17 protein-coding genes and 1 pseudogene are annotated in these 19,403 nt (G+C 54.4%); 9 read left to right on the forward strand and 9 right to left on the reverse strand.

Annotation, left to right across the window (positions count from 1 at the left end):
* Window positions 1-6 precede the first annotated feature (6 nt).
* Genes fepC through fepD form a run of 3 tightly spaced genes read right to left on the reverse strand, consistent with a single transcriptional unit; the run spans window position 7 to window position 2,794 of the window.
* Window positions 7-801 (reverse strand): iron-enterobactin ABC transporter ATP-binding protein, encoded by a 795-nt coding sequence (gene fepC, locus ACFK9X_RS07325; RefSeq protein WP_000140620.1) that lies wholly within the window; start codon window positions 799-801, stop codon window positions 7-9.
* On the reverse strand, window positions 798-1,787 hold the full coding sequence (gene fepG / locus ACFK9X_RS07330) for an iron-enterobactin ABC transporter permease (protein ID WP_000480067.1): 990 nt from the start codon (window positions 1,785-1,787) through the stop codon (window positions 798-800). Before fepG ends, fepC begins: the two co-directional genes overlap by 4 nt.
* A complete protein-coding gene (gene fepD / locus ACFK9X_RS07335; protein WP_001277879.1) occupies window positions 1,787-2,794 on the reverse strand; it encodes a Fe(3+)-siderophore ABC transporter permease in 1,008 nt (335 codons plus the stop codon). Before fepD ends, fepG begins: the two co-directional genes overlap by 1 nt.
* A 110-nt stretch (window positions 2,795-2,904) precedes the next feature.
* Between fepD and entS the strand changes: the two genes are divergently transcribed.
* Window positions 2,905-4,149 carry an enterobactin transporter EntS gene (entS, locus tag ACFK9X_RS07340; protein WP_001081662.1) on the forward strand — a complete coding sequence of 415 codons (1,245 nt, stop codon included), beginning with the start codon at window positions 2,905-2,907 and terminating at the stop codon, window positions 4,147-4,149.
* Between the two features lie 62 nt (window positions 4,150-4,211).
* Here entS and fepB read toward each other — a convergent pair whose 3' ends face one another.
* The gene (gene fepB, locus ACFK9X_RS07345) at window positions 4,212-5,168 is read right to left on the reverse strand and encodes a Fe2+-enterobactin ABC transporter substrate-binding protein (protein ID WP_151116007.1); all 957 of its coding nucleotides are present in this window, start codon (window positions 5,166-5,168) and stop codon (window positions 4,212-4,214) included.
* A gap of 308 nt (window positions 5,169-5,476) precedes the next feature.
* Here fepB and entC point away from each other — a divergent pair, with 308 nt between their 5' ends.
* The 7 genes and pseudogenes from entC to ACFK9X_RS07380 all read left to right on the forward strand — a co-directional run bounded on the left by entC (window position 5,477) and on the right by ACFK9X_RS07380 (window position 12,854).
* Window positions 5,477-6,652: an isochorismate synthase EntC gene (entC, locus tag ACFK9X_RS07350; RefSeq protein ID WP_000367604.1), complete on the forward strand. Its 1,176-nt coding sequence runs from the start codon at window positions 5,477-5,479 to the stop codon at window positions 6,650-6,652.
* 9 nt (window positions 6,653-6,661) lie between these two features.
* Complete coding sequence (entE, locus tag ACFK9X_RS07355) at window positions 6,662-8,272, forward strand: (2,3-dihydroxybenzoyl)adenylate synthase EntE (RefSeq protein ID WP_017441647.1); 1,611 nt, start codon at window positions 6,662-6,664, stop codon at window positions 8,270-8,272.
* Between the two features lie 13 nt (window positions 8,273-8,285).
* Window positions 8,286-9,143, forward strand: a complete 858-nt coding sequence (locus tag ACFK9X_RS07360; protein ID WP_001007166.1) for an isochorismatase — start codon at window positions 8,286-8,288, stop codon at window positions 9,141-9,143.
* Window positions 9,143-9,898 (forward strand): 2,3-dihydro-2,3-dihydroxybenzoate dehydrogenase EntA, encoded by a 756-nt coding sequence (entA, locus tag ACFK9X_RS07365; protein WP_151116009.1) that lies wholly within the window; start codon window positions 9,143-9,145, stop codon window positions 9,896-9,898. Before ACFK9X_RS07360 ends, entA begins: the two co-directional genes overlap by 1 nt.
* Before the next feature lie 2 nt (window positions 9,899-9,900).
* A complete protein-coding gene (gene entH, locus ACFK9X_RS07370) occupies window positions 9,901-10,314 on the forward strand; it encodes a proofreading thioesterase EntH (protein WP_000637966.1) in 414 nt (137 codons plus the stop codon).
* A gap of 181 nt (window positions 10,315-10,495) precedes the next feature.
* A pseudogene (gene cstA, locus ACFK9X_RS07375) lies at window positions 10,496-12,593 on the forward strand (pyruvate/proton symporter CstA).
* A 63-nt stretch (window positions 12,594-12,656) separates the two neighbouring features.
* Window positions 12,657-12,854 (forward strand): YbdD/YjiX family protein, encoded by a 198-nt coding sequence (locus ACFK9X_RS07380; RefSeq protein ID WP_000460619.1) that lies wholly within the window; start codon window positions 12,657-12,659, stop codon window positions 12,852-12,854.
* A 35-nt stretch (window positions 12,855-12,889) separates the two neighbouring features.
* Here ACFK9X_RS07380 and ACFK9X_RS07385 read toward each other — a convergent pair whose 3' ends face one another.
* Window positions 12,890-13,978: an oxidoreductase gene (locus tag ACFK9X_RS07385; RefSeq protein WP_151116011.1), complete on the reverse strand. Its 1,089-nt coding sequence runs from the start codon at window positions 13,976-13,978 to the stop codon at window positions 12,890-12,892.
* Window positions 13,979-14,104: 126 nt separating this feature from the next.
* Between ACFK9X_RS07385 and ACFK9X_RS07390 the strand changes: the two genes are divergently transcribed.
* Window positions 14,105-15,265 (forward strand): pyridoxal phosphate-dependent aminotransferase, encoded by a 1,161-nt coding sequence (locus ACFK9X_RS07390; protein ID WP_001245592.1) that lies wholly within the window; start codon window positions 14,105-14,107, stop codon window positions 15,263-15,265.
* On the opposite strand, the gene ACFK9X_RS07395 is transcribed toward ACFK9X_RS07390, so the two are convergent.
* The 4 genes from ACFK9X_RS07395 to dsbG all read right to left on the reverse strand — a co-directional run bounded on the left by ACFK9X_RS07395 (window position 15,266) and on the right by dsbG (window position 19,222).
* Complete coding sequence (locus tag ACFK9X_RS07395) at window positions 15,266-15,883, reverse strand: ParB/RepB/Spo0J family partition protein (protein ID WP_151116013.1); 618 nt, start codon at window positions 15,881-15,883, stop codon at window positions 15,266-15,268.
* On the reverse strand, window positions 15,856-17,091 hold the full coding sequence (locus tag ACFK9X_RS07400; RefSeq protein ID WP_151116015.1) for a phosphoadenosine phosphosulfate reductase: 1,236 nt from the start codon (window positions 17,089-17,091) through the stop codon (window positions 15,856-15,858). Before ACFK9X_RS07400 ends, ACFK9X_RS07395 begins: the two co-directional genes overlap by 28 nt.
* A gap of 165 nt (window positions 17,092-17,256) precedes the next feature.
* Window positions 17,257-18,159 (reverse strand): LysR family transcriptional regulator, encoded by a 903-nt coding sequence (locus ACFK9X_RS07405; protein WP_000002497.1) that lies wholly within the window; start codon window positions 18,157-18,159, stop codon window positions 17,257-17,259.
* A gap of 316 nt (window positions 18,160-18,475) precedes the next feature.
* Window positions 18,476-19,222, reverse strand: a complete 747-nt coding sequence (gene dsbG / locus ACFK9X_RS07410; protein ID WP_000597122.1) for a thiol:disulfide interchange protein DsbG — start codon at window positions 19,220-19,222, stop codon at window positions 18,476-18,478.
* Between the last annotated feature and the right edge of the window lie 181 nt (window positions 19,223-19,403).

Consider the following 19,403-nt stretch of genomic DNA (forward strand, 5'->3'; position numbering starts at 1 on the left):
GGGCGACTATCGCCGCCCCAACGGTACCACCAGCGGCGTACCGGCAACCGGATCGTCGATAATCATACAGCGCAGCCCATAGATTTTTTCGATAAGCTCTGCGGTAACAATCTCTTTCGGCGCGCCCTGTGCGACAATATTACCTTCGCGTAATGCAATCAAATGCGTGGCGTATCGGCAGGCCTGATTCAGGTCGTGCAGGACGGCGGCGAGCGTATAACCTTTTTCGCGGTTGAGATCGCTTAACAACTCCAGCAAATCAATTTGATGGCTAATATCCAGCCACGTTGTCGGCTCATCCAGCAGCATGATGGACGTTTCCTGCGCCAGCACCATGGCTATCCACGCCCGCTGACGTTGGCCGCCGGACAGAGTGTCTACACTTTGCGCCGCCAGTGAGGTGATACCTGTTGCACGCATGGCACTGGCGACGGCGTCGGCATCTTCCTTGCGCCAGCGGGTAAATAACGGCTGATGCGGATAACGCCCTCTGGCGACCAGTTCTTGTACGGTGATATCGCCCGGCGTGGTGGCGTTTTGCGCCAGCAATCCGATGCGCCGCGCCACCTCTTTACTGGCGTAACGCTGTATTTGTTCGCCATCCAGCCAGACATGGCCGTCAACAGGCGTCATCAGACGGCTTAGCGTACGTAGCAACGTCGACTTGCCGCAGCCGTTAGGGCCGATGATGGCGGTAAAATGGCCGTCCGGAATCGAAACATTAAGGTTTTTTGCGACGGTATAGCTGCCATAACCCAGCGTTAACTGGTCGCCGCGCAAACGGGCTACGGATTCGGTCATTTTTTGCGGGACTCCTGAATTAACAAGACGATAAGGTAAATACCGCCGAGGCTGACGGTGACCACGCCCACTGGAAGCTGATAAGGCATAAACAGTTGCTGCGCGCACGCATCGGCGGCCAGTAGTAATAACGCGCCGCACAGCGCCGACTGGGTTAATCCCCAGCGCGCTGTGCCGCTAAGACGACGGGCGATGTGCGGCGCGACAAGGGCAATAAACGAGATGGGGCCAGCCAGTGCCGTTGCAGCAGCGGTGAGCGACACCGCCACCAGCATCAGCATCAGGCGTGACCGCTCCACGCTAACACCCAGCGCGCAGGCGCTGTCATCGCCCATCTCCAGCAGCCGCATACGACGCACCAGTAGCGCGGCGCCTGTCAGCATCACCATAATCAGCGGCGCCGAAGGCCAGGTTTTTGCCCATGTCAGACCGTTGAGCGACCCGGCGTTCCATAAGCCGGCGGTGAGCGCCGTTTCCAGCGACGCCTGCAACAGAAGCCAGGTATTAAAGGCGACTAACATCGCGCGGATGCCGATACCGATGATAATCAGCCGGAAAGTTTCAATCCCGTTACGCCAGGCGAGCAGCCAGACAATCAATGACGTGACGATACCGCCCGCCATTGCCGCCAGCGCGATCGCGGTAAGATGCTGGCCAAACAGGACCATTGCGACCAGTACGCCGCTCCAGGCGCCAGTATTAAAGCCCATCACATCAGGGCTGCCTAGCGGGTTACGCATCAACGACTGAAAAATCGCGCCACTGACGCCAAGCGCAGCGCCAATCAGCAGCGCCATTAATACGCGCGGTAGTCGCCATTCGGTTACGACAAGGGTGATGTTACGCGGCGCGTCGCCCAGCAGCGCGGCAATAATCTGCCCGGTCTCAAGAGGCACGGCGCCGCTTTGCAGACTCCATAAGCCAATGGCGAAGCAGCCGGCCGCCAGAAGCAGGCAACTTACGATAAGCCGACGAGAAAGAAACATCACAGGCCGCCTCCGTTCGATTTACGGCGTACCAGAAAGATAAGTACCGGCGCGCCGATAAATGCACTGACGACCGATACGCGGAGTTCGCCCGGCACCAACAGACGACCAATAATATCGGCAAAAAGCAGCAGAGCAGGGGTTGCCAGTAGCGTCACTGGCAGCGACCAGCGGTGGTCTGCGCCCACCAGCCAACGCGCCATATGCGGCATCATCAGACCAATAAAGGCGATAGGGCCGACCAGCGCCGTTGCGCTGCCGCACAAGACGGTAATCGCCAGTAAACCGATAAGTTGGGTGCGTGCCACTTTACTCCCCAGCGCCGTCGCAGTATCGCTGCCGAGGCTCAGGCTATTCAGCGCACGGCTCAGAAATAGCGCCACGATCCCAGCGATAACCACGGGCGCAAGCGCGACTTTCAACGTTTGCAGGCTGCGAATGTCCAGCGATCCCGCCTGCCAGAAGCGAAGCTGATCATAAACCTCTGGATTTAACAGCGCGATGCCGCTGGTCAATCCTTCCAGTACCGCGCCAAGCGCCACGCCCGCCAGTGTCAGGCGGACCGGGCTTAACTGGCCGCCGCCCTGACTACCGGTGAAGGCGACAATCAGCGATGCGATAAGCGCGCCGCTAAATGCCATGAAAAGCTGTTCCAGCGGCGTGGAGAAACCAAACAGCGCCGCGCCCAGTACAATGGCGAAGCTGGCGCCGTTGTTAACGCCCAGAATCCCCGGGTCGGCGAGCGGGTTGCGAGTAAGTGTTTGCATGAGCGCCCCGGCGAGACCCAACGCGCCGCCTGCCAGTAATCCGGCCAGCGTACGCGGCAAACGCGCATCCAGGACGATAGTGCAATCGGCGCTTTGGCACACGCCGGTGAACGCCTCCAGCACGACGGCTGCGGGCAGCGGTTTCGCGCCAATGACCAGGCTTAAAACCGCGGCGAGACTCAGTAATAACAACAATCCGGGCACGGCAAACGCGCGCGTCACGGAAAACGAGCATGACATAGCAACTTCCCTGATAATGATAGTAATTATCGTTATCTATCTTATTTGGTTATGTTAGCATGTGCAGCCATTGAATGGATATTAAAAAAAACTCGCATTAAGGCGTTGTAATGAATCGACAATCCTGGCTGCTCAATCTCAGCCTGTTGAAGACGCACCCTGCATTTCGCGCAGTATTTCTGGCCCGTTTTATCTCTATTGTCTCGCTGGGGCTGCTTGGCGTGGCGGTTCCGGTACAGATCCAAATGATGACGCACTCCACCTGGCAGGTAGGACTGTCGGTAACGTTAACCGGCGGCGCCATGTTTATTGGCTTAATGGTGGGCGGTGTACTGGCCGATCGCTACGAACGCAAAAAGGTGATTCTGCTGGCGCGCGGTACTTGCGGTATTGGCTTTATTGGCCTGTGCGTGAACGCGCTGTTGCCGGAACCCTCATTGCTGGCGATATATCTCCTTGGCCTGTGGGACGGCTTTTTCGCGTCTCTGGGCGTGACCGCGTTACTGGCGGCGACGCCAGCGCTGGTCGGAAGAGAAAATCTGATGCAGGCTGGCGCGATTACCATGCTGACGGTACGTCTGGGATCGGTTATTTCCCCGATGTTGGGGGGCATATTGCTTGCCAGCGGCGGTGTAGCCTGGAACTATGGGCTGGCGGCCGCCGGGACGTTTATTACGCTATTGCCGCTACTGACGCTGCCGCGACTGCCTGTTCCTCCGCAGCCGCGGGAAAATCCTTTTATCGCGTTACTGGCGGCATTTCGTTTTTTGCTCGCCAGTCCGCTTATCGGCGGTATTGCGCTGCTTGGCGGTCTGGTGACGATGGCAAGCGCGGTACGCGTCCTCTATCCGGCGCTGGCGATGAGCTGGCAGATGTCGGCGGCGCAAATCGGTTTGCTGTATGCGGCAATTCCGCTGGGGGCGGCCATTGGCGCGCTGACCAGCGGACAACTGGCGCATAGCGTTCGTCCGGGGCTCATTATGCTGGTTTCGACAGTTGGTTCTTTTCTGGCGGTGGGGCTGTTCGCCATCATGCCGGTCTGGACCGCAGGTGTTATCTGTCTGGCGCTGTTTGGCTGGCTTAGCGCCATCAGTTCGTTATTACAATACACTCTGCTGCAAACCCAGACGCCGGAAAATATGCTGGGGCGAATGAATGGCCTGTGGACCGCGCAAAACGTCACGGGAGACGCTATCGGCGCGGCGCTGTTAGGCGGTCTTGGCGCAATGATGACGCCGGTCGCTTCCGCGAGCGTGAGTGGATTCGGGCTGGTGATTATCGGTTTGCTGCTGCTGTTAGTGCTGGGCGAGCTACGCCGTTTTCGCCAGACGCCGCCGGTTAGCGATGCTGGCTGATGAAGGGGCGTTTATCCGACTGACAAAATCGGTCTGGTCAGTCGGATAAGACTCCGATAAGGCTAAAACAGGGCGGCAAGCCGGTTAAGCAACAATGTTGCGCTGTAATAATCCAGACGGAACGTCTCCGTACCCAGGGCATAGACGCGCTTATTTTGCACCGCTGGCAGGTGCGCCAGCAGCGGATTGGCGTAAATGGCCGCGACATCTTTGTTGTCGCCGGCAAACAGGAAAAGAGATTCACCGTTTAACCCGGCGGCCAGATTTTCACCGCCAAGCTGAATGATATCGTGGCGCTTACCCTGGCTTTTGCTGGTTTGCAGCTCTCGGAGCAATGTCGCCAGCGTAAAGCCTAACTGTGTCAATAGCTTGCCTTGTGCTGATTCTGGCGTCCACAGATTGGCGCTATGCGCGGCAGGGGTATACACCAGCGCGCTAACCGGCTGCGGCGGCAGGGCGATTCGCTGTTTAACCGTCGTCAGTTGCGCCTCAAATTCCGCTATTCGCGCGGCGGCCTGTTTCTCCTGACCGGTGATCTCGCCAAGTTGCGTGAGCAAACTCTGCCAGCTTTTATCGTCATAATTGATGACGAGCGTCGGCGCGATAGCGGAGAGCTGATCGTAAAGCGCCAGCGCGGAGTCGCCGCCGGTGGCGCTAATCAAAATGAGATCCGGCATTTGCGCGGCGACCGTTTCGGCATTCGGTTCGCCGATGTACAGCCGGGCGACATGGCGAGCCTTTGCTACGTCGCTCCACTGGCGCATAAACCCTTGATCGTCGGCAAAGCGGTTATTCGGCGTAGTGGCTCCGCTGGCGACGACGGGCGCATCAATCGCCAGCAGCGAGCCTGTCAACGTCACGCTGGTAGAGACGATACGCGCGGGTTTGTGGTCCAGAGTATGAACGCCGCGGCTGTCCTGAATTTGCCGGGGCCAACCGGCGTCCTGGGCTAAGGATATTCCTGAAATTGATAAACCAACCACTAAAAGCAGCCAACGATAAAAGGCGGGGAGTCTCACAATAGCGTCCTGTTATTAATAAAGTTAATGCTTCTCATTTTCATGTCAGCGGCAGCGAGATGCAAGCCTTAGTGCCATTTAACTCATGACCAGAGTTGACAGAGCGACGTTTTACTCTTAGGTTAGCGCACTAAAAATAGAAATAATAATCATTATTATACACAAAATTATTCAAGAAGCATCGCAACGGCAAGGGAAGAAATCCCCGCGAGCATAGATAACTGTGTGACCGGGGTTTCTGATCGCAGCCAACAAAGAGGCAGCTTGAAAGATGAAGTGTATATAAGCCTTTATCATTGGAGGATGATATGGATATGTCACTGGCCGAGGACGCTCAGGAGACAATGGCAACGCTTGCTCCCGATCGCTTTTTCTTCATGTCGCCGTATCGCAGTTTTACCACTTCCGGGTGCTTCGCCCGTTATACCGAGCCTGCGGTTGCCGGCGATTCGCCGGATAGCCCTTTCCAGCAGAAATTGCGCCAGCAGTTTGCCGAGGCCAAATCGCAGGGCATCGCCAACCCTATCCTGGTGGGGGCGATCCCCTTTGATACTCGTCAGCCGTCGTCGCTATTTATCCCGATGGCGTGGCAGTCCTTTTCCCGCCAGCAAAAGCAGCGCACGGCGCGTTATTTTACTGACCATCAGTCGCTGACGGTGACGGCGCGAAAGGCGATTCCGGAGCAGGATGCTTTTGAAGCGATGGTCGCACGCGCGGCTATGCTGACCGCCACGCCAGACGTCGATAAAGTGGTGCTTTCCCGGCTGGTAGATATCACCACTGATGTGGCGGTGGATAGCGGAGCATTGCTGGAGCGGCTGGTTGCGCAGAATCCAGTTAGTTACAACTTCCATGTGCCACTGGCGGATGGCGGCGTTCTGCTGGGCGCCAGCCCCGAATTGCTGCTACGCAAAGAGGGCGAGCGGTTTAGTTCGCTGCCGTTAGCAGGCTCGGCACGCCGACAGCCGGATGACGTTCTGGATCGCGAGGCGGGAAACCGACTGCTGGCTTCACAAAAAGATCGCCATGAACATGAGCTGGTGACGCAGGCGATGAAGCAGATCCTGCGCGATCGCAGCACGGAACTGCAATTACCTTCCTCTCCGCAGTTGATCACCACGCCGACGCTATGGCATCTCGGTACGCCGTTTGAGGGCAAGGCCAACGCCGGAGAAAACGCGCTGACGCTGGCCTGTCTGCTGCATCCAACGCCTGCGTTAAGCGGTTTCCCCCATCAGGTCGCGAAAAAGCTGATTGCTGAACTAGAACCGTTCGATCGTGAACTGTTTGGCGGCATTGTCGGCTGGTGCGACGCCGAAGGAAACGGCGAGTGGGTAGTGACGATTCGTTGTGCGAAATTGCACGGTAATCAGGTGCGCCTGTTCGCTGGCGCCGGGATTGTCCCTGCCTCTTCGCCAGTCGGCGAGTGGCGGGAAACCGGCGTCAAGCTCTCTACGATGTTGAACGTTTTTGGACTGCATTAAGGAACGATGATGCGTATACCTTTCACCCGTTGGCCGGATGAATTTGCCCGCCGTTATCGTGAAAAAGGCTACTGGCAAGACGTGCCGTTGACCGATATTCTGACCCGCCACGCTGACAGCGACAAGACGGCGGTCATTGAAGGCGAGCGCGCATTCAGCTATCGCCAGCTCAACCAGGCCGCAGATAATCTGGCCTGCAGTTTACGCCGTCAGGGCATCAAACCTGGCGAAACCGCTCTGGTACAACTGGGGAATGTACCGGAACTGTATATCACCTTTTTCGCCCTGTTGAAGCTTGGCGTAGCGCCCGTTCTGGCGCTGTTTAGCCATCAACGTACCGAACTTAACGCCTATGCGATGCAGATCGCGCCGACGCTGGTGATTGCCGATCGCCAACATACGCTGTTCGCCGGGGAGGACTTTCTCAACACGTTTGTGGCTGAACACCGCTCTGTGCGGGTGGTGTTATTGCGCAACGACGACGGCGATCACAGCCTGGACGCGGCGATGCGGCAGGCGGCGGAAGATTTCACCGCCACGCCATCACCTGCTGACGAAGTGGCCTACTTTCAGCTTTCCGGCGGTACTACCGGCACGCCAAAGCTTATTCCCCGTACCCATAACGACTATTACTACAGCGTGCGCCGCAGCAATGAGATTTGCGGTTTCAACGAGGAGACGCGTTTTCTGTGCGCGATTCCCGCCGCGCATAACTACGCCATGAGTTCGCCGGGCGCGCTGGGCGTCTTTCTTGCCAAAGGAACGGTAGTGCTGGCGACCGATCCCAGCGCCACGCTCTGTTTCCCGCTGATCGAAAAACACCAGATTAATGCCACGGCGCTGGTGCCGCCCGCGGTCAGTCTATGGCTACAGGCTATCCAGGAGTGGGGCGGCAATACGCCGCTGGCGTCATTAAGGTTATTGCAGGTCGGCGGCGCGCGGCTTTCTGCGACGCTGGCCGCCCGTATTCCGGCTGAAATTGGCTGTCAGTTGCAGCAGGTCTTCGGCATGGCGGAAGGGTTAGTGAACTATACCCGGCTGGACGATAGTCCGGAACGGATTATCAATACCCAGGGAAGACCCATGTGTCCGGACGACGAAGTGTGGGTGGCGGATGCCGACGGGAATCCACTGCCGCCGGGCGAGATTGGTCGTCTGATGACGCGCGGCCCCTATACTTTTCGCGGCTATTTCAACAGTCCGCAACACAATGCCAGCGCCTTTGACGCCAACGGTTTTTACTGCTCCGGCGATCTGATCTCCATTGATCAAGACGGTTACATCACCGTTCACGGGCGTGAAAAAGATCAGATCAATCGGGGCGGCGAGAAGATAGCCGCCGAAGAGATAGAAAACCTGTTACTGCGCCACCCGGCGGTGATCCATGCGGCGCTGGTCAGCATGGAAGATGAACTGCTGGGAGAGAAAAGTTGCGCATATCTGGTGGTAAAAGAACCGCTGCGAGCGGTACAGGTACGCCGTTTCCTGCGAGAGCAGGGCGTGGCGGAATTTAAATTACCGGATCGCGTGGAGTGCGTTGCGTCACTGCCGCTGACGCCGGTTGGTAAAGTCGATAAAAAACAATTACGCCAGCGGTTGGCGTCACGTTCACCGCTCTGAAGGAGAAAGAGAGATGGCCATTCCGAAACTACAGTCTTACGCGCTGCCCACCGCACTGGATATCCCGACCAACAAAGTGAACTGGGCATTTGAGCCGGAGCGCGCTGCGCTGCTCATCCACGATATGCAGGATTATTTTGTCAGCTTTTGGGGCCGCAACTGCCCAATGATGGACCAGGTGATTGCCAATATCGCCGCCCTGCGCCAGTACTGTAAGGAACATCATATCCCGGTCTATTACACCGCTCAGCCGAAAGAGCAAAGCGATGAAGATCGCGCGTTACTCAATGATATGTGGGGGCCGGGACTGACGCGCTCTCCGGAACAGCAGAAGGTGGTAGAAGCCTTAACGCCGGATGAGGCGGATACGGTGCTGGTGAAGTGGCGTTATAGCGCGTTTCACCGCTCGCCGCTGGAACAGATGTTAAAAGATACGGGACGCAATCAGCTCATCATTACCGGCGTGTATGCGCATATTGGCTGTATGACCACCGCTACCGATGCGTTTATGCGCGACATTAAGCCGTTTATGGTGGCGGATGCGCTGGCGGATTTCAGCCGGGAAGAGCATCTGATGGCGCTGAACTATGTGGCGGGGCGTTCCGGTCGCGTCGTCATGACCGAGTCGCTGCTGCCGACGCCGGTTCCTGCCAGTAAAGCGGCGCTGCGGGCGTTGATTCTGCCGTTGCTGGATGAGACCGACGAGCCGCTGGATGATGAAAACCTGATTGATTATGGCCTGGATTCAGTACGCATGATGGGGCTGGCGGCTCGCTGGCGTAAAGTACACGGCGATATCGACTTCGTGATGCTGGCGAAAAATCCGACCATTGACGCCTGGTGGGCGCTGCTTTCTCGCGGGGTAGAGTAATGCCCTGTATTGATTTTTCAGACAAAACGGTATGGGTGACCGGGGCGGGGAAAGGGATCGGCTACGCGACGGCGCTGGCGTTTGTTGACGCCGGGGCGCGGGTAATCGGCTTCGATCGCGAATTTACGCAAGAGAGTTATCCCTTTGCTACCGAAGTCATGGATGTGGCGGATGCCGCACAGGTTGCGCAGGTGTGCCAACGTGTGTTGCAAAAAACGTCGCGGCTGGATGTGCTGGTCAACGCCGCCGGTATTTTACGTATGGGAGCGACCGATGCGCTTAGCGTCGACGACTGGCAGCAGACGTTTGCGGTCAATGTGGGCGGGGCATTTAACCTGTTTTCGCAGACGATGGCGCAGTTTCGCCGTCAGCAGGGAGGGGCGATTGTCACCGTAGCCTCAGATGCGGCGCATACGCCGCGTATCGGTATGAGCGCTTACGGCGCCTCTAAAGCGGCGCTGAAAAGCCTGGCGCTAACCGTAGGGCTGGAGCTGGCGGGCTGCGGGGTACGCTGTAATGTGGTGTCGCCGGGCTCGACCGACACCGATATGCAGCGCACGTTATGGGTGAGTGAAGATGCCGAACAGCAGCGCATTCGCGGTTTCGGCGAACAATTTAAGCTCGGCATACCGCTCGGTAAAATCGCCCGTCCGCAGGAGATAGCCAATACCATTTTGTTTCTTGCCTCCGATCTGGCCAGCCACATTACCTTGCAGGATATCGTGGTGGACGGCGGTTCAACATTGGGAGCCTGACGATGATCTGGAAACGGCATTTAACGCTGGATGAATTGAACGCTACCAGTCAGAACACGCTGGTGGCGCATCTGGGCATTGTTTACACCCGTCTGGGCGATGACGTGCTGGAGGCGGAAATGCCCGTCGATGCCCGCACTCATCAACCGTTTGGTCTGCTACACGGCGGCGCATCGGCAGCGCTGGCGGAGACGTTAGGATCAATGGCCGGTTATCTGATGACCCGCGACGGGCAGTGCGTGGTCGGGACCGAGTTAAACGCCACCCACCACCGCGCCGTCTCGCAGGGGAAAGTACGCGGCGTTTGCCTGCCGCTGCATCTGGGGCGGCAGAATCAAAGCTGGGAAATTACGCTCTTTGACGAGCAAGGGAGGCGCTGCTGCACCTGTCGCCTGGGAACGGCGGTAATGGGATAGTTCTGGCAAAGTAAAATGCAATTGCAGCATTAACGAAGAAAGGAAGTGATCTGGTTAATACTGTAATGTAAAAAATTGGTAACGATCCGGTTTTATCATGTTGTTGTGTTGTTAATTACGGTAAAGGTGTTATAGAAACAAAATGTAACATCTCTCTGGAACACCCAAACGGACAACAACTATGAATAAATCAGGGAAATACCTCGTCTGGACAGCGCTCTCAGTATTGGGTGCGTTTGCCTTGGGCTATATTGCGTTAAATCGTGGGGAACAGATCAACGCGCTATGGATCGTGGTGGCGTCGGTCTGTGTCTATCTTATTGCGTATCGTTTTTATGGGCTCTATATCGCCAAAAAAGTGCTGGCGGTTGACCCAACGCGTATGACGCCCGCGGTACGTCATAATGATGGTCTGGATTATGTCCCGACCGATAAAAAAGTGCTGTTCGGTCACCATTTTGCGGCCATTGCTGGCGCAGGTCCGCTGGTCGGGCCGGTACTGGCGGCGCAGATGGGCTATCTGCCGGGGATGATCTGGCTGCTGGCGGGCGTCGTGCTGGCGGGAGCGGTGCAGGACTTTATGGTGCTGTTCGTCTCGACCCGGCGCGATGGGCGTTCGCTTGGCGAGCTGGTTAAAGAGGAGATGGGCGCGACGGCAGGGGTGATCGCGCTGGTGGCCTGCTTTATGATCATGGTGATCATTCTGGCCGTCCTGGCGATGATCGTGGTGAAAGCGCTGACCCATAGCCCGTGGGGAACGTACACTGTCGCGTTCACCATTCCACTGGCGATTTTTATGGGCATCTACTTACGTTATTTGCGTCCGGGGCGCATCGGCGAGGTGTCGGTCATTGGGCTGGTATTTCTTATTTTCGCTATTATTTCCGGCGGATGGGTGGCGGCAAGCCCAACCTGGGCGCCGTACTTTGATTTTACTGGCGTGCAGCTTACCTGGATGCTGGTGGGGTATGGTTTTGTCGCGGCGGTACTGCCGGTCTGGCTGCTGCTCGCGCCGCGTGATTACCTCTCTACCTTCCTGAAAATTGGTACGATTGTCGGTCTGGCGGTCGGGATTCTGATCATGCGTCCGACGCTGACTATGCCGGCGCTGACCAAATTTGTTGATGGTACCGGACCGGTCTGGACGGGCGACCTGTTCCCGTTCCTGTTTATTACCATTGCCTGCGGCGCGGTCTCCGGTTTCCATGCGCTCATTTCCTCCGGCACGACGCCGAAGATGTTGGCCAACGAAGGCCAGGCCTGCTTTATCGGCTACGGCGGGATGTTAATGGAATCTTTCGTCGCCATTATGGCGCTGGTCTCGGCCTGTATTATCGATCCGGGCGTTTACTTTGCGATGAATAGCCCGATGGCGGTACTGGCGCCAGCGGGGACAGCGGATGTCGTGGCTTCTGCCGCGCAGGTGGTCAGTAGTTGGGGTTTCGCTATCACGCCGGATACGTTACACCAGATTGCCAATGAAGTCGGCGAACAATCCATTATCTCCCGCGCAGGCGGAGCGCCAACGCTGGCGGTAGGGATGGCCTACATTTTACATGGCGCGTTGGGCGGCATGATGGATGTGGCGTTCTGGTATCACTTCGCCATTCTGTTTGAAGCGCTGTTTATTCTGACGGCGGTAGATGCGGGTACCCGTGCGGCGCGCTTTATGTTGCAGGATCTGTTGGGCGTAGTGTCGCCAGGGCTGAAACGTACCGATTCGCTGCCAGCGAACCTGCTTGCTACGGCATTGTGCGTGCTGGTATTTCCTCCATCAGGGCGTGGTCGATCCGTTGGGCGGTATTAACACCCTGTGGCCGCTGTTTGGCATCGCTAACCAGATGCTGGCGGGTATGGCGCTGATGCTTTGCGCCGTGGTACTGTTCAAAATGAAGCGTCAGCGTTATGCGTGGGTCGCGCTGGTGCCGACGGCCTGGCTGCTGATTTGTACGCTGACGGCGGGCTGGCAGAAAGCGTTTAGTCCGGATGCGAAAATCGGCTTCCTGGCCATTGCCAATAAGTTCCAGGCGATGATCGACAGCGGCAATATTCCGCCGCAGTACACCGAATCGCAACTCGCGCAGTTGGTATTCAATAACCGTCTGGATGCCGGGCTAACCATCTTCTTTATGGTGGTGGTCGTGGTGCTGGCGGTCTTCTCTATTAAGACGGCGCTGGCCGCTCTGAAGATTGATAAACCGACGGCGAATGAAACGCCGTATGAGCCGATGCCGGAAAATGTGGATGAGATCGTGACGCAGGCGAAAGGCGCGCACTAATCTTTTTACATCAATAGCCCTCTCCAGAATAAGGAGAGGGCATTTGGATGACAGGTGACAACGATGTTCGATACGCTTTCGAAAGCCGGAAAATATCTGGGACAGGCCGCAAAAATGATGATTGGCGTGCCAGACTACGACAACTATGTTGAGCATATGCGCATAACGCATCCGGATCAGACGCCGATGACCTATGAAGAATTTTTCCGCGAGCGGCAGGATGCGCGCTATGGTGGAAAAGGCGGCGCGCGTTGCTGCTGATGGTTGCCAGGCCTGATAAACGCAACGTCACCAGGCTATATTCTGAAAAATTCAACTTTTTCAAACGCCGCACGCAGGGTGTCTGGCGTTAACGTCACCGGTAAATAGTGGATGGATTCGACCGGGCGCAGGGTATGCGCGATGACCCTATCGATCTCGGCGGTGTTATGAATATCCACGTCCAGTTCGCTAAGCTTGGCCGGCAGATGAAATCGCCGGTACGCTGCAATCAATTGCGCCAGCACGTCATCTTGTCCCAGTAGCGCGCTTTGCACCAGAATGCCATAAGCCACTTTCGTTCCGTGCAGGAATTTTTCCGTTTGCGGCAGGACGGTCAGACCGTTGTGTACCGCATGGGCGGCGGCGACACGGGTATAGCGTTCCCCGAGGCCGCCGACCATACCGCCGCCAGCAATAATCGCATCCACCACGTCGCAAAATGCCTGGGTCAGCCGACGCTGCTGTTTATCCGCTAATGCTTGTTCGCTGCTGTCCAGCAGGAGATCGCGAATAGCGCACGCGCTGTTAATGCCCAGCCTTACGGTCAATGGCAATGTTTCAGGCTGCGGCGCAAGCACAACGGCTTCATACCATTTCGCCAGCGTATCGCCAATGCCAGCTAACAGATAGTCATCGGGCGCCTGCAGAATAATGCGCGGTTCGACCAGCACCAGAAAATTGGCATCATCAAAAATTTCGAACTGTAACGCCTGTCCCGCGTCGTTATACCAGACGGAAAGCGGTGTCCAGGCGGCGCAGGTCGCCGCGATGGTCGGGATAGCGACAAACGGCAGCGCCAGACGGCGGGCGAGCGCTTTGGCGGTATCGAGCAGCGCGCCGCCGCCGACGCCTATCACCACCTGACGATCGTCGTTGCAGGCGTGCGCCAGTTGGGCAACATGGCGTTCGCTACAATGGCCGGTAAACTGCAGATGTTTTGCGCCAGCACGTTCAAACGCTTCCGGCAGGTAAGGCCGGGCGGCGGCAATCGCGCGTTCGCCGTACACCCAAACGGCGTGGGAAAGCTGTTCCGGCGTGAAAAAGTCGGTCAGTCTTTCGAGGCTTCCTGCATGGGAAAAATAATTCGCCGGGCCGGTAACGACGCGGATCTCAGTGTGGTTCATGTTGTGTTGTCCTTAGGGTCTTCTCACCGTTGTTATTATATTTAGACATCTAAACGTCTTGATTGCCAAATACTAACACCCTGTGATAGTGTGTCAACAACCACATCACTGGCGGGTATGAAGATAATGAGAAATAACCCACTGATTCCAAAAAGCAAATTGCCAAATCTTGGTACCACGATTTTTACGCAAATGAGCGCGCTGGCGCAGAAACATCAGGCAATAAATTTATCGCAAGGCTTCCCTGATTTTGATGGTCCTCGTTATTTGCACGAGCGGTTGGCTTATCATGTCGCGCAGGGCGCGAATCAATATGCGCCGATGACGGGGGCGCAGGCGCTGCGGGAGGCCATTGCCGATAAAACGGCGGAAATATATGGTTATCGACCCGATGACGTCAGTGATATCACCGTCACAGCGGGCGCGACAGAAGCGCTGTATGCGGCGATTACCGCGCTGGTGCGGGCAGGGGATGAGGTTATCTGTTTCGATCCCAGTTACGACAGCTATGCCCCAGCCGTGGCGCTCTCCGGCGGCGTGTTAAAACGCATAGCGCTTACGCCGCCGCATTTTCGCGTCGACTGGCAGGCGTTTTCGGCGTTGCTTAGCGAGCGCACGCGACTGGTGATCCTCAATACGCCGCATAATCCCACCGCTACCGTCTGGCGCCAGGCGGATATCGAGGCGCTGTGGCAGGCTATCGGCGAGCGGGAAATTTATGTATTAAGCGATGAAGTGTACGAACATATTTGTTTTGCCGCCGAAGGTCATGCCAGCGTACTGGCGCACCCGCAGTTACGAGAGCGGGCGGTTGCCGTTTCATCGTTTGGTAAAACCTTTCATATGACGGGATGGAAGATTGGTTACTGCGTTGCGCCTGCGGCCATTAGCGCCGAAATACGCAAAGTTCATCAGTACCTGACGTTTTGCGTCAATACGCCGGCGCAACTGGCGCTGGCGGATATGCTGCGCGCCGCGCCGGAACACTATCGCGCGTTACCCGATTTTTACCGGAAAAAACGCGATGTGTTGGTTAACGCGCTGGCGCAAAGCCGATTAAAAGTGCTGCCCTGTGAAGGTACCTATTTTCTGTTAATCGATTACAGCGCTGTGTCGACGCTAAATGACGTTGAGTTTTGTCAGTGGCTAACCGAAGAAGTCGGTGTCGCCGCTATTCCGCTCTCTGTCTTTTGCGCCGCCCCTTTCCCGCATCAGCTTATACGTTTATGTTTCGCTAAACAGGAATCAACGCTGCTGGCCGCCGCAGAGCGCCTGTGTAAACTGTAGTTATTTAACCGTCCACGCTCTGGAGAATCGACGGTCTGCAAAAAGCTCCTGCAGGCCGTTGATCTGTTTCAGGCGCAGGACTTCATCGGCGTCCATACCTAACTCCTGGCCGATTTTGCTCTCGTCCCAGCCTAGCAGAGAAAGTTCGCGCACGATTTCTGACATGGCGTGGATCTGGTGGCGCCCGCGCGCGCGGTTATGCCGAATGGTTGCCGCCATGCGTTCGTGACGTTCTCTGTCCAGACACGTTATCGGCAGGTAGTCTTTCAGACGCCTTTTCAGGGCCGCTTTTCCTTTGCCCAGCTCATGACGGTGAAAACCGTCTACAATCTCGTACTCCTCCGTATTGGCCTTTACCACCACGATCGGCTGAGTAAACCCATCTTGTTCAATCGATTTAAGCAGCAGTTTTTTCTCCGGCGGCGCAACGTTATTCGGGTTGTAGTCATTAGGTGAAATATGATCGTTTTTCACCCACAGGACACAATCGACAGGCTCATCGCGAAAAGGACTAACGCTATGTATCGCCATTCTAAATTCATTAATGGCGGCGATCCTCTCCTCTTCAGGCAGTTCAGAGAGAAAGTGAATTATTTCGGTTGTGAGTCGGTGTTGCATAAGATCCCCCATTCCTGGCGTTTAGCTTTCATACGTTCGTTATAACGCTGGTAATTCTTAGGTTTTGTCGGACTGAATGACAGCGCCCGGCACCAGTAATCATTGTTCAGTAATACTTTGCAGATCCGTCGCCACGACGGAATATCGCGCGATCCGATATCGCCATGCTGCGTTTGTGGAATAGTGTTCATGCCTTTTTTCTTATACCACTGCAAATAAACGGCGATTTTATTACGGTAATGTTCGGCAGTGACTTCAGGCATACTGTGTAGCAGGAGCAGCGCGTACTCTTCCCAGTTAAGGTGATCGGGTTTTAAAATTTTCCGGTGGCCGTAAAAATGGCTGTCTTGTCCGGCGTATATTCCTCCGCTGAGTGCGCCGCTGACTCTGGCGCACATGGCCGCCCAGCGCTCAGGTTCGATAACATGATACAGCCATAACCCCTGTCGTTGTTCCGGGCCGAACGGTTCGCAAATACGCATGTAACGGGGCGGCACTCCAGCCTGATACATCAAATTATACAAAGGGTTACATGGTTTACCTGTTTTGGCGAACCAGGTCCAGATATCTGCGGTTTTCCAGTCATAGATGGGATAGATATACCAGGTGTGCCCTTTAGGGGCTAACGTGGTCCAGGGCTTATCGTCGGCAAAGCGCAGCTTATGCGAGTTAGCGATAGCGGCAAATCGGTTATAGGATTCGTCGGAACGAATACCGACCAGCATAGCGGCAGGACGTTTTTCTGAAAACCAGTCGGCAAAATCGCGAACGAACTGTTCAAAGGTCATGCCGTGTTGATAAAAGGAAAAAAAGGCCGGATCGGTAATCGCATCTTCTGGCGGTTGTCGTACCCAGTCGGTACCCGGCTGCCAACACTGCCACTCCGGCTGGTATTGTGAAAGGGAATTTTGTGTGGTTAAGGGTAATGCGACCCAATAAAAACGCTCAATAACGTCCGCGTAGTATTCACGTAACGATTCAATATAGACGATGGTACAGGAGAATTGCGCTTCCCAGTCAATGAAGAGAACATGGATCTTTTTATTCATTTTGCGCGCCAACGTTGCCGTCAGGTGCAACATAAGTCCTGAATCTTTACCACCAGAAAATGAGACGCAGACCCGGGGTAAGGTTTCCAGGGTCCACATTATACGCTCTTGAGCCGCTTCCAGAACATTTTGCTCGAGCGGAACTTTATAAACCGACATCTCTGGATAGTCTCCGATGTGTTAACTTCAGTATATTCGAAATAATTAACATAAAGGATAAGCAGATTAGATGAACTTGCAATGCTTTATTATATTTGTAAAATAAATATATTCCATAAACATATACATTAAATTTATATTAATATCCGTTATCTGACCTTCTTATTAATGTTTTTTTGTGATGTGCTCAATGAGCTCAGCAAATCCGCTATTATTCAGCGAAGCCCTATTATACATAAGATAGAATTGTATGGGAGCAATGGTAAAAGGTATGGTGACTTTTTTAAGTTTGATAGAGGAAGAGTAATAGTCAAAAAATGTTTGTGGTAAAAAACCAATAAGCTCCGTGGAGCTGATAGAGTTGGCGATGGTCATCAGCGATTTGCTTCTGAAACCAATTATTCTTTCCCCCAGCACATCATCCATAAGTGAATGATATTCTTTCATACCGGTTGCCCGGGAGACGAGTTGCGTAAATGACTCTTGTAGAATTTCGTCGATAGTGGCGGTGTCGCCTAGTCGGGGATGGTTTTCACTGCAAACCAGGATGCATTCTAGCCTATTAAAGTGAGTACAAACAATAGAACGATTATTCAGTGGGGCCATTGAAACCACAATATCTGCTTTGCGGTAGGCAAGCAGATCTTCAGGCAGTTCGTCAGTGGTCAAAATGTCGTGATGTTCAATTTCAACCTGTGGATCTTTGCGGATATATTTAACTAATTTCATCACATATTGGGTGATCAACAGCTGTGGGCTGTAGATAATAAATTTTTTCTTCAGGCTGGACTGATTCATTATATTAATAGTTTGTTCCAGGCTGTTAAGATTATTTTCTAAATGATAATGTAAATTAATGCCTGTTACGGTAGGCGTAATTCCTTTGCCTGAACGAATAAATAGAGGGTCGTTGAATTGCGTGCGCAGGCGTTGCAATGACTGGCTTACGGCAGAAGGTGTAATATAGAGTGTTTCTGCTGCTTTGCTAATGCTTAAATGTTGATAGATACATTCAAATATAACCAACAGGTTAAGATCAAATTTTTTAAGGTCGTAAAGGTTAGCCATAGTATGTTCCCGGCATTATCATGGTATCTTCCATGATTATGACTTAATCTCAATAATTTACCAGAGTTATGTTTATTAAACTTAATGTAGAGTTTATTTAAACTAAAATACCACAGTTATGAATATTTTAGCGAGTAAATAATTACAGTAAAGGCGGACATAACGTACACTTTTATAACCACGCCGTTAGTCTAAAAAGGCTGTGTCGGATGACATGCTGGTCTGGCGTTGCGTTAATGCCAGTCAGAGGTTGGCCCGACAAACGTAGCGCTATCGGGCGTGGTACGGTTAAGCTCCAGCTTTGCTAATTTCTGCGTTAAGGCTGCCCCATCATGGCGTCCAGTTGCGCTTTTTCCGGTAAACCCACAACCTGTTGCAAAATCTTATCTTTATTCATGTAATAAATTGCTGGCGTCGCGTTAGCGCCAAGATCGTCCATTAGCTGCTGATTCTGATTAATGACTTTCATCTGAGCCGGGGGGATGGACGCCGGAACCTCCAGCTTCATCTTTCCTGCGGAGGCTTCATAGTCATGCCAGGTTTTCGCCGGGTCTTTCGCGGCTAAAATCGCTGCGGCTGTGGCCGGGCTTTCCGGTTTAATCACGCCGACCAGTAATGTGCGTAATTGTACCTTGCCGGATTCGACCCACGGACGAGCTTGTTGCCAAAACTGCTTACAATAGGGGCAGAAAGGGTCGGCGAAGACATACAGCACCACCGGCGCGTCTTTTTTACCGTCGAGTATCCATGACGCTTTTTCCATTTTCTGCCACATTTCACGTCCGGCCGGCGCATAGATCTCTTTTTCTATCAGGGCGTTGCTAAGATTTTCGCCTTTTTCATTATACATATAGCCGGAAATCGCGTGTTTACCGTCCGGCGTCAGGTAAATCGTGACGCCCATATCCTGATACTTTCCGAGATAGCCCTTCATGCCCCCCGGCGCCTCGAAGGATTTCAGGATAGTTATACCCTGTTTTTCAATGGCTTTAACCGGCGCAGGCAGTTCTTCCGCGTGGGCGAGAATGGGCAGCATAGCAAGCAGCAATGTACGTTTAATCATATTTTTTCCTTTTAATATCAAAGCGAAAAGAGTATTAATGATGATGCCTATCACAGACATAGGTAAGAGCTGGCGTGCCAGGATTGCCCTTTCTGTGCTGGGGTGATGTAATCCTTTTCGCTGTTACAGCCTTTGTTAAGGTAATGTAGAGCGCAACACTTAGCCAGCATATACGCTATGG

The organism is Salmonella sp. WC3 (genome assembly GCF_042932255.1).
GTDB lineage: Bacteria > Pseudomonadota > Gammaproteobacteria > Enterobacterales > Enterobacteriaceae > Salmonella > Salmonella enterica.